This window comes from Enterobacter sp. SCRI0065 (assembly GCF_059766475.1).
In genome coordinates this window covers 13,275-27,498 of sequence record NZ_JCBAJB010000004.1, presented here as the reverse complement: position 1 = coordinate 27,498, position 14,224 = coordinate 13,275, and the positions used below count along the sequence as shown (strand labels likewise).

The 14,224-nt window shown below is 52.0% G+C and carries 14 protein-coding genes; 6 read left to right on the top strand and 8 right to left on the bottom strand.

Annotated features, from left to right (window positions below; genetic code table 11):
* Nucleotides 1–25: 25 nt before the first annotated feature.
* A complete protein-coding gene (locus tag AC6EMZ_RS12650; protein WP_012015808.1) occupies nucleotides 26–232 on the bottom strand; it encodes a DUF1107 domain-containing protein in 207 nt (68 codons plus the stop codon).
* A gap of 324 nt (nucleotides 233–556) precedes the next feature.
* Between AC6EMZ_RS12650 and AC6EMZ_RS12645 the strand changes: the two genes are divergently transcribed.
* Nucleotides 557–1,114, top strand: a complete 558-nt coding sequence (locus tag AC6EMZ_RS12645; protein WP_498402871.1) for a YtfJ family protein — start codon at nucleotides 557–559, stop codon at nucleotides 1,112–1,114.
* On the opposite strand, the gene cysQ is transcribed toward AC6EMZ_RS12645, so the two are convergent.
* Entirely contained in the window at nucleotides 1,108–1,848 is a 741-nt protein-coding gene (cysQ, locus tag AC6EMZ_RS12640; protein WP_498402870.1) for a 3'(2'),5'-bisphosphate nucleotidase CysQ, read from the bottom strand. The genes AC6EMZ_RS12645 and cysQ overlap by 7 nt on opposite strands.
* Nucleotides 1,849–2,027: 179 nt before the next feature.
* Here cysQ and AC6EMZ_RS12635 point away from each other — a divergent pair, with 179 nt between their 5' ends.
* Entirely contained in the window at nucleotides 2,028–3,974 is a 1,947-nt protein-coding gene (locus AC6EMZ_RS12635) for a bifunctional 2',3'-cyclic-nucleotide 2'-phosphodiesterase/3'-nucleotidase (RefSeq protein ID WP_498403263.1), read from the top strand.
* Between the two features lie 251 nt (nucleotides 3,975–4,225).
* Here the strand turns inward: AC6EMZ_RS12635 and AC6EMZ_RS12630 are convergent, their stop codons facing one another.
* The 4 genes from AC6EMZ_RS12630 to AC6EMZ_RS12615 all read right to left on the bottom strand — a co-directional run bounded on the left by AC6EMZ_RS12630 (nucleotide 4,226) and on the right by AC6EMZ_RS12615 (nucleotide 7,131).
* Nucleotides 4,226–5,101 carry an HNH endonuclease gene (locus AC6EMZ_RS12630; RefSeq protein ID WP_498402869.1) on the bottom strand — a complete coding sequence of 292 codons (876 nt, stop codon included), beginning with the start codon at nucleotides 5,099–5,101 and terminating at the stop codon, nucleotides 4,226–4,228.
* A gap of 540 nt (nucleotides 5,102–5,641) precedes the next feature.
* Nucleotides 5,642–6,034 carry a hypothetical protein gene (locus AC6EMZ_RS12625; protein ID WP_498402868.1) on the bottom strand — a complete coding sequence of 131 codons (393 nt, stop codon included), beginning with the start codon at nucleotides 6,032–6,034 and terminating at the stop codon, nucleotides 5,642–5,644.
* A gap of 279 nt (nucleotides 6,035–6,313) precedes the next feature.
* Nucleotides 6,314–6,592 (bottom strand): hypothetical protein, encoded by a 279-nt coding sequence (locus AC6EMZ_RS12620; RefSeq protein ID WP_498402867.1) that lies wholly within the window; start codon nucleotides 6,590–6,592, stop codon nucleotides 6,314–6,316.
* A 152-nt stretch (nucleotides 6,593–6,744) separates the two neighbouring features.
* Entirely contained in the window at nucleotides 6,745–7,131 is a 387-nt protein-coding gene (locus AC6EMZ_RS12615; RefSeq protein ID WP_498402866.1) for a winged helix-turn-helix transcriptional regulator, read from the bottom strand.
* Nucleotides 7,132–7,214: 83 nt separating this feature from the next.
* Here AC6EMZ_RS12615 and AC6EMZ_RS12610 point away from each other — a divergent pair, with 83 nt between their 5' ends.
* The 3 genes from AC6EMZ_RS12610 (at nucleotide 7,215) to AC6EMZ_RS12600 (ending at nucleotide 10,009) form a co-directional block, all read left to right on the top strand.
* Nucleotides 7,215–8,063, top strand: a complete 849-nt coding sequence (locus tag AC6EMZ_RS12610) for an SDR family oxidoreductase (protein WP_498402865.1) — start codon at nucleotides 7,215–7,217, stop codon at nucleotides 8,061–8,063.
* Between the two features lie 80 nt (nucleotides 8,064–8,143).
* Nucleotides 8,144–8,968, top strand: a complete 825-nt coding sequence (locus AC6EMZ_RS12605) for an AraC family transcriptional regulator (RefSeq protein WP_498402864.1) — start codon at nucleotides 8,144–8,146, stop codon at nucleotides 8,966–8,968.
* Nucleotides 8,969–9,043: 75 nt separating this feature from the next.
* A complete protein-coding gene (locus AC6EMZ_RS12600; protein ID WP_498402863.1) occupies nucleotides 9,044–10,009 on the top strand; it encodes a DMT family transporter in 966 nt (321 codons plus the stop codon).
* On the opposite strand, the gene AC6EMZ_RS12595 is transcribed toward AC6EMZ_RS12600, so the two are convergent.
* Nucleotides 10,006–11,655, bottom strand: coding sequence for a methyl-accepting chemotaxis protein (locus tag AC6EMZ_RS12595; RefSeq protein ID WP_498402862.1), 1,650 nt, complete (start codon nucleotides 11,653–11,655; stop codon nucleotides 10,006–10,008). The two genes, AC6EMZ_RS12600 and AC6EMZ_RS12595, sit on opposite strands and share 4 nt — an antisense overlap.
* A gap of 248 nt (nucleotides 11,656–11,903) precedes the next feature.
* Here AC6EMZ_RS12595 and ytfE point away from each other — a divergent pair, with 248 nt between their 5' ends.
* Nucleotides 11,904–12,566: an iron-sulfur cluster repair protein YtfE gene (ytfE, locus tag AC6EMZ_RS12590; protein WP_498402861.1), complete on the top strand. Its 663-nt coding sequence runs from the start codon at nucleotides 11,904–11,906 to the stop codon at nucleotides 12,564–12,566.
* Between the two features lie 66 nt (nucleotides 12,567–12,632).
* On the opposite strand, the gene cycA is transcribed toward ytfE, so the two are convergent.
* Nucleotides 12,633–14,042 carry a D-serine/D-alanine/glycine transporter gene (gene cycA / locus AC6EMZ_RS12585; protein ID WP_498402860.1) on the bottom strand — a complete coding sequence of 470 codons (1,410 nt, stop codon included), beginning with the start codon at nucleotides 14,040–14,042 and terminating at the stop codon, nucleotides 12,633–12,635.
* Nucleotides 14,043–14,224: the final 182 nt, after the last annotated feature.

Here is a 14,224-nt window from a genome sequence, read left to right as displayed (position 1 = left end):
CTTAAACTACTGCATAGCACGTTGGTTAAGCCATCTCAGTCTGCAGACGCATAACCTGGCGGTTGACTTCGGACATCACAGAATAGTGCTGCTTGTCCTTCACTTTCGGGATAAGAATCTTACCCTTATCAAATTCGAAAGCGCCAACATCCTTGATGTACAACCGTCCTCGGAACAGGATCTTCACGTACTTCGCCACTTGAAGCGGGTTGTAGCGTTGGAAAATTTTCATTCTTATCTCTCCTGCGAATCATACGCTCTTGCGGTGCCACAATTGGCCCGACTGTCCTGAGCGCAAATTTTGTTGCCCAATGACTATAGTCCAGAACCACGTTGATACCCAGTATGCATCAGTTTATTTACCGTTTGATTACAATTATTCAGAACATTCTTTGCATAGCATTACTGAAAGCAGTATAAGCCGTCGTTTTTTTACGGATATGTGCGTTCGCCCGCAAACTGGCACTCGACTTGCGGGAAAAGCCTATTGATCGCACTTATGCTTAAAAACGGTTGACCAAGTGGTCGGATCACCTGCAAACAAAAAGGAAACACTATGACCCTTCGTAACATCCTGGCCGCAGCCTGCCTGTTACTGCCGCTGATGGCTTCCGCACATAGCATTGAAAAAGGGCAACGTGTGCCAGCAGTGGGTATTGCCGATCGGGGAGAATTGCTCCTCGATAATGATAAGTTTAGCTACAAACCCTGGAATAGCGCGCAGCTTCCAGGGAAAGTGCGAGTGGTGCTACATCTTGCCGGGCGTTCTTCAGCAAAAGAGAAAAATGCAGGGGTCATCGAAGCGATCAAGGCGGCTAAACTTCCGCACGATCGCTATCAGACCACCACCATTGTTAACACTGACGATGCGATACCGGGTTCCGGCATGTTTGTTCGCAGCAGCCTTGAGAGCAATAAAAAACTCTACCCCTGGTCACAAATTATTGTCGATAGCAACGGCGTGACGCGTAACGCCTGGCAACTGGAAGAAGAGAGTTCTGCGGTCATTGTGCTGGATAAAGAGGGCCGCGTGCAGTGGGTGAAAGACGGTGGATTAACCCAGGAAGAGGTGCAGCAGGTTGTTGCCCTGCTGCATAAGCTGCTCGATCAATAAAGCGAGACTCTGAAGCCTGGGTTTAAGAACGATTCGCGCGGGGTGTAGTCTAGCGGCTTGCCCTGCCAGTCGTGAACGTGTGCTCCGGCAGCAGCGGCGACCGCGTGGCCCGCAGCCGTATCCCAAACGTTGGTCGGCCCAAAGCGCGGGTACAGCTGTGCCTGCCCTTCTGCCACCAGGCAGAACTTCAACGAAGAGCCAATCGAGGTGGTTTGATGCTCGCCCAGCTGTTGCAGGTACTCTTGCAACTCGTTATCGCTGTGCGAACGGCTAATGACCACCAGCGGTGGACGCGCATCACGCACGTGGATTTGCTTACGCACGCCGCACTCTTCTTTCCAGGCTTTGCCTTCAGCCGCGCTATACATCACCTTCAATACCGGCGTATAAACCACGCCCAGTACCGCTTTACCTTTTTCTATCAAGGCGATGTTTACGGTGAACTCACCGTTACGCTTGATAAACTCTTTGGTGCCGTCCAGCGGGTCCACCAGCCAGTACTGCTGCCAGTGCTGACGCACATCCCAACTCTGAGGATCTTCTTCTGACAGCACCGGAATGTCCGGCGTCAGTGCCTGCAATCCTTTCAGGATCACGGCGTGCGCCGCGAGATCCGCCGCTGTGACCGGGGAGTCGTCAGCCTTGCTGACCACATCCATCGGCTTTGCGCCATCGTACACCTGCATGATGGCATCACCCGCATCCCGTGCGAGCTGACAAATTTTATCTAACATACTCCACCTCTTCGTTAACGCAGTGGGCATAACCATTTGTTTTATTTATATCGTAATCACACTCTGTGAAGCAATTCTGGTTTCATTACGCTTTTTTCTGGCAGGATTCACATTTCTGTAAGCAACAAACTATACATACATATTCTTTTGTGGCTTGGATCGTAAAAAGGACTCCTATGATGATTAAGTTTAGCGCAACGCTTCTGGCGACGCTGGTTGCCGCGAGCGTACAAGCGTCGACGGTCGATCTTCGTATTCTGGAAACAACCGACCTGCACAGCAACATGATGGACTTCGACTACTACAAAGATACCCCGACGGAGAAATTCGGACTGGTACGCACCGCAAGTTTGATTAACGCGGCGCGTGGTGAAGTAAAAAATAGCGTGTTGGTCGATAACGGCGACTTAATTCAGGGTAGTCCGCTTGGTGATTATGTCGCTGCAAAAGGGCTGAAAAAGGGCGACATTCACCCTGTTTATAAGGCGCTGAACACGCTGGATTACGCCGTCGGCAATCTCGGGAATCATGAATTTAACTATGGTCTTGATTATCTGCACAATGCGCTCGCTGGTGCGAAATTCCCGTACGTTAATGCCAATATTATCGACGTTAAGACCAAAAAACCGCTGTTCACACCGTATCTGATTAAAGAGACCGAGGTTGTGGATCAGGACGGCAAAAAGCAAACGCTGAAGATAGGTTATATCGGCTTTGTGCCACCGCAAATCATGACCTGGGATAAAGCCAATCTCACCGGCAAAGTGACCGTTAACGATATCACCGAAACCGCACGCAAGTACGTGCCGGAAATGCGTGAGAAAGGCGCCGACCTTGTGGTGGTCGTGGCGCACTCCGGGCTTTCTGCCGATCCGTATCAAACGATGGCAGAAAACTCAGTGTATTACCTCAGCGAAGTGCCGGGCGTAGATGCGATCCTGTTTGGTCACGCGCACGCCGTGTTCCCGGGCAAAGATTTCGCCAGTATTAAAGGGGCGGATATCAAGAAAGGCACCCTGAACGGCGTGCCGTCGGTGATGCCAGGCATGTGGGGCGATCACCTGGGCGTGGTCGATCTGGTGCTGAATAACGATGCCGGTAAGTGGCAGGTGACGCAGTCTAAAGCCGAAGCCCGTCCAATCTACGATGCGGCAGCGAAGAAATCGCTGGCGGCCGAAGATAAGAACCTGGTGAACGTGCTGAAGCACGATCATGATGCCACTCGCGAGTTCGTCAGCAAGCCTATCGGAAAATCGTCCGACAACATGTACAGCTACCTCGCGCTGGTGCAGGACGACCCCACCGTACAGGTTGTTAACATGGCGCAGAAAGCCTACGTTGAGCACTTCATTCAGGGCGATCCGGATCTGGCAAAACTGCCGGTGTTGTCCGCAGCCGCACCGTTTAAAGTGGGCGGGCGTAAAAACGATCCGGCCAGCTACGTCGAGGTAGAAAAAGGTCAGCTCACTTTCCGTAACGCCGCCGATTTGTATCTCTACCCGAACACGCTGGTTGTGGTGAAGGCCACGGGCAAAGAAGTGAAAGAATGGCTGGAGTGCTCCGCCGGGCAGTTTAACCAAATCGATGTGAACAGCAGCAAGCCGCAGTCGCTAATTAACTGGGATGGATTCCGTACCTATAACTTCGACGTTATCGACGGCGTGGATTATCAGATTGACGTGTCGCAGCCGGCGAAATACGACGGCGAGTGCCAGACGGTCAACCCGCAGGCCGAGCGTATCAAGAACCTGACTTTCAACGGTAAACCTGTCGATCCAAATGCGGTGTTCCTGGTCGCAACCAATAACTATCGCGCCTACGGCGGCAAGTTTGCCGGAACCGGCGACAGCCATATTGCCTTTGCCTCGCCGGACGAAAACCGCTCGGTTCTGGCAGCCTGGATTGGCGAGCAGTCGAAAAACGCAGGTGCTATCCATCCGGCAGCGGACAACAACTGGCGTCTGGCACCCATTCATAGCGAGACGAAGCTGGATATTCGCTTTGAGACTTCACCGTCCGATAAAGCGGCGGCGTTTATTAAGGACAAAGCACAGTACCCGATGACCAAAGTCAGCACGGATGAGATTGGCTTTGCGATTTATCAGGTGGATTTGAATCAGAAGTAAGAACAAGCAGGCGTGCGGAGAAATTCGTGCGCCTGATTTTTTAAGCTTGCTAAGGCACTCGTCATGTTTAAGATAAAGCCGTTCTCAACACTTGATCCCAAGTATCTTAAATTCGCTTAACCTCGTCGCTTTACGCATAAGCCATCGCATAACGATGCCTCAGGGCTGTATGAGTTGTCTTGTTTGAGCTGAAGTAGACCTCCTGAAGCATCCCAAGGTCCGCAGTGAGCGAGATGCAGACAGTAGTAGCGTTAAGCACTTTCAACATCATTACGATTTTCAATCCAATATTGCCGATGATTTATCAGATGAGTTGTTAACGGCCAGTTTTGCTTATCTTTAGGTAACCTGAGATATCGGCCATCTAACTCTGCATATTCTGTCCCGGCCAACAGTTCTGATATCCTTATTTTCAACTCGGTATCAATCCAGAGCAAACCACGGTCAAATAGAGTATGGATATCTGTTTTCAGTAACAGGCCATGCTGAGCACGGGTATGCCAAGCTCCTGCGTAGGGGGTGATATGAGCAGCTTCAAGCAACACTTGGATTGAACAGCCCGTTACTGCGCATTTACCCTCATAAGCTTCAATGAGCTTTCGTCTAAATACTGGTTGCCCTTCTCGAATAATGACCTCACGTAGTGCTTTGAGGCGAAAGTCACCTTCATCTTCAGGCAATTCATTGAATAATTCATCTCTCGCTTCAACTACCATCCGATCGCCTGGCCTTGGGGCGGCAATCTGAATTGGCGTCCTACCATCATCGCCAATGTCCCATATGCCGTGCAGCTCCTGCACATACTGTTCATACCGTGTATTTCGTAGGTTTCCACTACGAAATAACAAGTCGTATGGGCTACCCAAGTCAGTCCGGGCGCTTTTTCGGCTACCAAGATATCGATACCGGGAGTTGCTATTGACGGTTAATGCATCCAGTTGAATACGAATCTCGGTCTCTTTCAGGGGGGCGTTGCTGTTACGGATCCACTTAACAATATTTGTAGCAGAAGCGGAATTTAGTTGTGTCACGGCATACCATACGCGGAGATATTGCGGATAGTGCATTTCATCAGGAATTATACCAGGTACATCAACAACATATGTTGAGATATTATGATGGCGCATCCATTATCCCCACTGGCGGGAATGGGTGCTAATACCTATGCGATGGGGTTCGCGTTTGCCAATTTCATCATTGAATTCCTGTCGGGAGGGTGCTCGACCGAGTTTCTGATAAAGCTCATCACAGCAGTCCCACACTGCTCGTACTAACGGGCCCTGTGGGTATCCATCTTTGCTCTGGTTCAAAGTGTTCTCCGTCAACGAACATATCATGAGAATAGCAATATCCAATTCTGACACTAAATCCCACACTTAGCATCAGGCGGTTATGAGCGGACAGCGGAAGTTTGCATTTGTCATAACCGCAGGGATGTAAGACAAACATTGGCGTGTAATAATCAACCGGTAGCAGGTCAGCATCTTTAATCGCTGCCTGCTCCTCATCTTTTCATTTCTCCGCAGTACCCGGCATTGGTATCGGCTGCCGCTAGGACACTGGCAAGCGCGTTATTCTCCACAATAATCCCTACTTTGTGCCGATTTAGATTAGGAAAGAAGTTTCAATTCATCGACAAAATCATCGATATCAAAAAAATATCGCCATTATTCATGTTCATTAAATATAGAAACTTCATATCTCACACCATTTTTTCCTATATATATATCAGGAAAATCACTTCCACGATTAGCAAACCTCAGACAATGACTTGACCGATAATCAAACATTTTATCGACAACTTCGTCATTATTAACATCCAGAGTCTCATAAATAGAATGAATCCCTTCTGCGATTGACATACGTGTTAAATACCCTACAGGAATTTCAAATGACTTAATATCTTCCTCATTATCCAAAAACCACTTTACAAATGGTTGAAAATCAACCCTTCCTTTAAATAGGGATTTTAACGATCCATTTTCTTCCATTGTAAGATCAATTAACTGACCGTCATCTAGCGATCCTATATCAAGCAGTCTGATATTTAATCTACCCATTGACCTGCTCCCCATAAGCTAACACATCTCAATGTTATTAATGTCCGCTCCTGACACTGAGTGGACAGTCCAAACGGCTGCCCGGTAAGCTATGAGCGAGGAACATAAGTAACAAATGTGATGGTCCTCAAAAACCGTATCTGCATATCTGCTGAATTTAACCAAAAACATGCATAGTTTCCAACTGCTCGGTTTTCATTTCATTGCAAGAGGATAAAAAATCATCCTTAAAATTTGGCGGGGGAGATCTTAGTTGCTGCACTGCCTCTTTATTTACTTCTAATTCCCGTAATTGTGCAATTGTACTTCTATGAATCGATGAGAGAAAAAAATCGCCTGCGTTTTTTTATGACTCTCCAGATAATTAGTTAATATTTTAGACGATGCTTGAATTGCTTTTTCCTCAGAAAAACCCAAAGCAAAGCGAGAGTAGATGACATTATATTGGTACAGGCATGCTGCTTCAGCCATTTGTTTAGCTTGCTCCTTTGGGGAGAGCTGACTTGCCCACGACTGGGAACTGATGATAAATATAAGCAGTAACAATCGTATTTTCATGTGTTGAATCCATATCCATTGGGAATACAATATGTAAACCTAACTAGCGTGGCTTTGCAACATCCGCAATTGGCACATTGCCGTCCATCAAACCTTCCAGCCACGGCTATTTCTGTTTCTGGGTCTGAACAGCTTTACGCACTCTACCCGCACTACGCCGCCCGTTCATCCCGCCTTGAAAGTACCTTCGGCGTATTCACTTCTATCCAGTCTGCCAGCGCGGCGACTTTCTCGCTCACTTCCATACCTAACGGCGTCAGGCTGTATTCCACGTGCGGTGGCACCACCGGGTAAGAGACGCGGTTGATGAAACCGTCCTGCTCCAGCGCCTGCAATGACTGCGCCAGCATCTTCTCGCTCACGCCGCCCATCTTGCGGCGCAGATCGCTAAAGCGATGCGTCCCCTGGCGCAGCGCGACAAGAATCAGCACCCCCCAACGGCTGGTGACATGTTTTAGCACCTCGCGTGATGGGCACTGCTCGGCAAAAAGATTGCCATCGCGCATTTGCTCGCTGAGCGTTGGGATCGTTGTTTTCATACTTACCTTTTTGTACGTACTTACTAAAAGTTAGCTATGGTGCTAGTGTGCCACAACACCAGACAAACACGAAGGAGTTCATCATGATCGCAATTACCGGCGCTACCGGCCAGCTTGGCCAGCTCGTTATTGAACAACTGCTGAAAACCGTTTCGGGCAGCCAGATTGTGGCTATCGTTCGTAACCCAGCGAAGGCCGAATCACTCAGCAATCAAGGAATTAACGTACGTCAGGCGGATTACACCGATCAGGCGGCATTCACCACGGCGCTTGCTGGCGTCGACAAACTGCTGCTGATCTCATCAAGCGAGGTGGGTCAGCGTGAGCCGCAGCATAAGAATGTTATCCGCGCGGCGAAAGCGGCAGGCGTGAAGTTCATCGCCTATACCAGCCTGCTGCATGCGGATAAATCTCCGCTCGGCCTGGCCAATGAACATGTCGCCACCGAAAAGGCACTGGCGGAATCCGGCATCCCTTACGCCCTGCTGCGTAACGGCTGGTACACCGAGAACTATCTGGCGAGCGCACCGCCTGCACTGGAGCACGGTGTATTTATCGGTGCGGCCGGTGAAGGCAAAATCGCATCTGCCACCCGTGCGGACTACGCCGCTGCGGCAGCGAAAGTCATCGCTGAAGAAGGTCATGCAGGCAACGTGTACGAGCTGGCCGGCGATAACGCCTGGACCTTAAGCGAGCTGGCGGCTGAACTGAGCAAACAGAGCGGGAAACCCGTCACCTATCAAAACCTGAGCGAAGCGGATTTTGCCGCAGCGCTGAAGAACGTTGGCCTACCGGCGGGGCTGGCAGATATGCTGGCAGACTCTGATATTGGCGCATCCAAAGGGGGTCTGTTCGATGACAGCCGTACCTTAAGCAAACTGATTGGTCGTCCAACGACCTCCCTTGCTGAAAGCGTCAAAGGCATCCTGTAACTGTTACAAGTTGGTTAATTTTGTGGCATCCGCGTGGGTCATCTCTGATAATAAAGCGATGACCCATGAGGAGGCTCACCGTGCAAGGCGTACCCGAACAGTTCATTGATGAAAGAGACAGCGCGCGCTTTCGCCATCTGGCGCAGGTGCCGGGCGTCGAACTGTATCACGCGCACATCTCTCGCTACGCCTTTGAGCCCCACACGCATGAAGCCTTCGGTATCGGCGCAATTGAAGCGGGTGCCGAGCGCTTTCGTTATCGCGGCACGCAGTACGTCGCGCCCGTCAATTCCGTTGTCACGATGAACCCGGACGAGCTGCATACCGGGGAATCCGCTACGGAGGGTGGCTGGCGCTATCGGATGGTCTATCTCGATCCCGGTGTGCTTGAGGACGTGACTGGCATTCGCCACTGGTGGTTTAGTGACGTAACGCGCCACGATCCGCAGCGATCGCAGCAAATATGTCAGCTCATTTATGGGCTATGGCATACCGACGATCCGCTGGCGCAAAAAGGCTTGCTGTTGGACTTAATCGACACCTTCCAGCCGCTGGCCCGCCATGCGCCCATCGTTCAGGAAGGTGCGCACCGTTTCGAGCTCGCGCGCGATTATCTGCACGACAACTATATGCACCCGGTGACGCTGGACGAACTGGCCGGCGTGGTGTCGCTCAGTCCATACCATTTTCAGCGCCAGTTTAAGGCTCATTTTCACGTTACTCCGCATCAGATGCTGATGGCGATCCGCCTGTGGCGCGCGAAGGCTTTTCTGACTCACGGGATGCCCGCCGCCGAAGTCGCGGCCGCAACGGGGCTTACCGATCAGTCCCATCTGACCCGCGCATTCACCCACCGCTACGGCATTACGCCGGTGCGCTATCAAAAACAGGTCACCCGGCGCTAATGCGCAATCTCATACAATACTGGCGTCATTTTGCTTCCTACACTGGGTATCAGACCAATGAAGATGGATGGATAAATGATTAGCGGCGTGTTGTATGCCCTGCTTGCAGGCTTAATGTGGGGGCTGATTTTTGTCGGGCCTTTGATCGTCCCGGAATACCCTGCGGTGTTGCAGTCTTTTGGACGCTATCTGGCGCTCGGACTGATCGCCCTGCCCCTGGCGTGGCTCGGCCGCACGCGCCTGCTACAGCTGACGCGCAAAGACTGGATGACCGCGCTGGCTCTGACCATGATGGGCAATATCATTTATTACGTCTGCCTTGCCAGCGCTATTCAGCGCACCGGAGCCCCCGTCTCGACCATGATTATCGGCACCCTGCCGGTGGTGATCCCGGTGTTCGCCAATCTGCTGTATAGCCATCGCGACGGCAAACTGGCGTGGTCAAAGATGATTCCTGCGCTTGTCTGCATCGCCGTCGGGTTAGCGTGCGTGAATATTGCCGAACTGAGCCACGGCACAGCAGATTTCAACGGGTGGCGTTACGGTTCCGGCATCCTGTTGGCGTCGATTTCCGTCGTCTGTTGGGCGTGGTACGCGCTGCGTAATGCGCAATGGCTGCGGGAAAATCCGGACAAAAATCCGATGATGTGGGCGACCGCACAAGCGCTGGTCACGTTGCCCGTATCGCTGGTGGGATATGTCGCCGCCTGTGGGTGGCTGGGACATCAGCAGCCTGAATTTGCGCTGCCGCTTGGGCCGCGTCCGTGGGTATTTGTCGGCCTGATGGTGGCGATTGCGGTGCTCTGTTCCTGGGTGGGTGCGCTGTGCTGGAACATCGCCAGCCAAAAGCTGCCGACGGTGATTCTTGGGCCGCTGATCGTTTTCGAAACCCTGGCAGGGCTGCTGTATACGTTCCTGATGCGCCAGAGCGTGCCCCCGCTGCTGACAGGCTGCGGGATTGCGCTACTGGCTTTCGGGGTCGTGGTTGCAGTGAGAGCGAAGCCGGAAAAACCGCTGGTTATTCCGGCCTCAGAGAGTTAGAACGTTTCCCAGTTTGCTTCAGACGCCGTTGCGACAGGCTGCGTCTTCGGGACATAGGTTTTTACCGGAGCCGCTTTTACCGCCTGACCACGAGTGATTTTGAATACCGCAACGGCTTCGTTCAAACGCGCGGCCTGATCTTCCAGGGCCGCCGCCGCTGCCGCAGACTCCTCCACCAGCGAGGAGTTCTGCTGGGTGACGCGATCCATCTCGGCCACCGCCTGGCCAACCTGGTCGATGCCCCGGCTTTGCTCGTCAGAAGCAGATGCGATTTCGCCCATAATATCGGTTACGCGCGTTACGGCACTGACGATTTCCGCCATGGTTTCCCCAGCCTGATTCACCAGCGCAGAGCCTGCCTTCACGCGATCGCCTGAATCATCAATCAGCGCTTTAATTTCTTTCGCCGCTTGAGCGCTACGCTGCGCCAGAGTGCGCACTTCACCGGCAACCACCGCAAAACCACGGCCCTGCTCGCCAGCGCGTGCTGCTTCTACCGCCGCGTTCAGCGCCAGAATATTGGTCTGGAAGGCAATGCCGTCAATCACGTTGGTGATCTGCGCAATCTTACTGGAGCTGGTGGCGATTTCGTCCATCGTGCGCACCACGCCCTCAACCACGTTACCGCCTTTCTTCGCGGTGCCGGAGGCATCCAACGCCAGACGTGACGCTTGACGCGCATTGTCGGCGTTTTGCTTCACGGTAGCCGTCAGTTGTTCCATACTCGCGGCAGTTTCTTCCAGAGAAGCGGCCTGCTGTTCGGTACGGGAAGAGAGATCGTTACTGCCAGCGGAGATTTCTCCCGCGCCGGTGAAGATAGTGTCAGCCCCTTCGCGCACCACACCAACGGTGTTCGCCAGCGCGGTTTGCATCTCCTGCACGTTACGCGCGAGCACTGCCATTTCGTTCCGGCCGTGAGCGTCGATAGGCTGCGTCAGATCGCCTGCGGCAATCGCGCGGATATGAGCAATGACGTCATGTAACGGCATCAGTAACACACGACGCATCGCAATCCAGCTGGTGACAATCACGCCGACCACCAAAATCATAATGACCGAGAGGATCCACAGGATACGTGTGTAGTCGCTTTCGTTATCCTTGATGCCCTTGTCGGTGAGTGACGCCTGCACCTCACGCCATTCGCGGTAGACTTTTTGCATGGCCACCTGCTTCTGTTCAGCGTTCTGCTTGAACATATCTTCCAGATTGCCCTGTGCCAGCAGGGTGTTCATTTGGGCGAGCGTAGTAGAGTAGTTGCGATATTGCTCTTCCAGGCGGTCTGCAAGACGTTTGTCCATCCCCGGCGTTTCCGGCAGGGCGTAGTATTTGTCGTAATGCATCTGCGCTTCGATAAGCAGGTTTTTCGCGGTGGCGACCAGTTCGTTTAACTGCCCGCCGTTAATCTGGCTCGCCGCGCTGCTTTGCAGACGCAGCATGCCGCGGTTAAGGGTGACGCGAGCCTGGTTTAAGCTGATCCACGCGTCGGTAAATTCCGCGACGTTCAGGCTGGATACCTGGGATATGGTGAAATTAGCTTTATCGTTATTCAGCGCGTTGATAAACACGCCAGCTGAAATCAGCTGCATGACGCCAAGCATCAGTAAGACCGAGATCAAGAGAGTAATAACTTTCATACGTTTAAACATGCGATGCCTTTTTTTATATGCAGGATATTGTCTGACGTGTATCTATCGGCAGGCAGGCTGGGTTATTTAACGTTACTCCTTTCGTCAAACCCATTATTTGGGAATTTATTAAAGCCATTCAGTGTGTTAAAAGCGCAAAATAATTGTGACGCATCTCTCATTTTCACCCTTGCCACTAAAGGGTTATAGCCGCAGACTAAAGATGCATTTAATATGCATCTTATATTATTGATGATGAGGTAACTGCTATGACCTTTCGCGACCAACCCTTAGGCGAGCTGGCGCTCTCCATTCCTCGCGCCTCTGCGCTGTTTCGTAAATACGATATGGATTACTGCTGTGGCGGAAAGCAAACGCTGGCGCGCGCGGCTTTGCGTAAAGAGTTGGATGTTGACGCGATTGAAGCTGAGCTGGCGAAACTGGCCGAGCAACCGATCGAGAAAGACTGGCGGACCGTGGCGCTCGCTGAAATCATCGACCACATTATCGTACGCTATCACGATCGTCACCGCGAACAGCTGCCGGAACTTATCCTGCAGGCGACCAAAGTCGAACGCGTACATGCCGATAAAGCCTCGGTTCCGCGCGGTCTGGCAAAATACCTGACCATGCTTCATGAAGAGCTTTCCAGACACATGATGAAAGAAGAGCAGATCCTGTTCCCGATGATTAAGCAGGGAATGGGCAGCCAGGCGATGGGACCCATCAGCGTGATGGAAAGCGAGCACGACGACGCGGGTGAACTGCTCGAAGTGATTAAGCATACCACCAACAACGTGACGCCTCCGGCGGACGCCTGCACCACCTGGAAAGCGATGTATAACGGTATTAATGAATTAATCGACGATCTGATGGAGCACATCAGCCTCGAGAATAACGTCTTGTTCCCGCGCGCCCTCGCAGGTGAATAAAAAAAGACGCCCGAGAGCGTCTTCATGGAAGTCCTTGCTTTAGGCCACTCGCGTGGCCATTTTTATTTAGCGCACACCGGCCATACGTTTCTTACCGATCAACACCCAGCCCAGGCCCAACGCGATGAACCACAGTGGCGTGACGATCAGCGCCTGACGGGTATCCTCTTCCAGCGTGAGCAGCACCAGGACAAATACAAAGAACGCCATGCACACCCAGCACATCAGCTTGCCCAGCGGCATCTTATATTTGGATGACTCATGCAGATGCGGACGCTTTTTGCGGTATACCAGATACGAGCACAGGATAATGGTCCAGACGAACATGAACAGAATCGCTGACACCGTCGTGATCATCGTGAACGCGCCAATCACGCTTGGATTGACATAAAGCATCACCACGCCGCCCAGCAGACAGATACAGGAGAAGGTTAACCCTTTCGCTGGTACCGCACGCTTAGAGAGTTTGGCGAACGCTTTCGGCGCGACCCCTTCCTGTGCCAGACCAAACAGCATACGGCTGGTGGAGAACACGCCGCTGTTAGCGGACGAGGCCGCAGAAGTCAGTACCACGAAGTTAATCAGGCTCGCAGCCGCTGGCAGTCCTACCAGCACAAACAGTTCGACGAACGGACTCTTCGTGGGTACCACCGAACTCCACGGCGTGACCGACATAATCACGATCAGCGCGAAGACGTAGAACATGATGATACGGATCGGAATCGAGTTGATCGCGCGCGGCAGGGATTTCTCGGGATCTTTCGTCTCAGCCGCCGTTGTGCCCACCAGCTCAATGCCCACAAAGGCAAACACTGCTATCTGGAAGCCAGCAAAGAAACCGCTAATGCCTTTCGGGAACCAGCCGCCATCATTCCAGAGATGTTCAAACGAAGCTTGAACGCCAGTTGGCGACTGGAAGTGCGTCAGCACCATCACCAGACCCACCACGATAAGGCCGACGATGGCGACGATTTTGATCATCGCGAACCAAAATTCCATCTCACCAAACATTTTGACAGTGGCAAGGTTAAGGCTCAGCAACAGAACGATGACCGCCAGCGACGCGACCCAGTCGGATAATCCGGGGAACCAGAACTGCGCGTAGGCGGTAATGGCGACAACGTCAGCCATCCCAGTGACCACCCAGCAGAACCAGTAGGTCCAGCCGGTGAAATATCCCGCCCAGGGACCGAGCAGGTCGGAGGCGAAATCGCTAAAAGATTTATATTCCAGATTCGAGAGCAGCAATTCACCCATTGCACGCATCACGAAAAAGAGCATAAAACCGATGATCATATAAACAAATATGATCGACGGCCCGGCAAGACTGATGGTTTTGCCCGACCCCATAAACAGCCCGGTACCGATAGCACCGCCAATGGCGATAAGCTGAATATGACGGTTTGTGAGATTTCGCCGCAGCGATTGTTCAGACGGCGCTTCTTCATCAGCGACGACTTTGACCTGATCTACCATGTGATATTTTCCTGTTTATGCCTGTCTGTGTTGTTAAGGCTCTTCTGGCCCTTAATACGTCATGATGTGACGATCCCTTAAAAAGGACTCATCGATAGTAGGTAAGAATCGGCGGGATGAATACTATGAATTAAATATTATGTTAATAATATGTTTAAAGTGAGTGTTATATCACTCACGTA

Bases quoted from the DNA above. Each gene is read 5' to 3' on its own strand.
- AC6EMZ_RS12620 (WP_498402867.1), bottom strand. From the start codon at position 6,592: ATGAAAATACGATTGTTACTGCTTATATTTATCATCAGTTCCCAGTCG.
- AC6EMZ_RS12645 (WP_498402871.1), top strand. From the start codon at position 557: ATGACCCTTCGTAACATCCTGGCCGCAGCCTGCCTGTTACTGCCGCTG.
- AC6EMZ_RS12635 (WP_498403263.1), top strand. From the start codon at position 2,028: ATGATTAAGTTTAGCGCAACGCTTCTGGCGACGCTGGTTGCCGCGAGC.
- ytfE (WP_498402861.1), top strand. From the start codon at position 11,904: ATGACCTTTCGCGACCAACCCTTAGGCGAGCTGGCGCTCTCCATTCCT.
- cycA (WP_498402860.1), bottom strand. From the start codon at position 14,042: ATGGTAGATCAGGTCAAAGTCGTCGCTGATGAAGAAGCGCCGTCTGAA.
- AC6EMZ_RS12625 (WP_498402868.1), bottom strand. From the start codon at position 6,034: ATGGGTAGATTAAATATCAGACTGCTTGATATAGGATCGCTAGATGAC.
- AC6EMZ_RS12600 (WP_498402863.1), top strand. From the start codon at position 9,044: ATGATTAGCGGCGTGTTGTATGCCCTGCTTGCAGGCTTAATGTGGGGG.
- cysQ (WP_498402870.1), bottom strand. From the start codon at position 1,848: ATGTTAGATAAAATTTGTCAGCTCGCACGGGATGCGGGTGATGCCATC.
- AC6EMZ_RS12615 (WP_498402866.1), bottom strand. From the start codon at position 7,131: ATGAAAACAACGATCCCAACGCTCAGCGAGCAAATGCGCGATGGCAAT.
- AC6EMZ_RS12610 (WP_498402865.1), top strand. From the start codon at position 7,215: ATGATCGCAATTACCGGCGCTACCGGCCAGCTTGGCCAGCTCGTTATT.
- AC6EMZ_RS12650 (WP_012015808.1), bottom strand. From the start codon at position 232: ATGAAAATTTTCCAACGCTACAACCCGCTTCAAGTGGCGAAGTACGTG.
- AC6EMZ_RS12630 (WP_498402869.1), bottom strand. From the start codon at position 5,101: ATGCGCCATCATAATATCTCAACATATGTTGTTGATGTACCTGGTATA.
- AC6EMZ_RS12595 (WP_498402862.1), bottom strand. From the start codon at position 11,655: ATGTTTAAACGTATGAAAGTTATTACTCTCTTGATCTCGGTCTTACTG.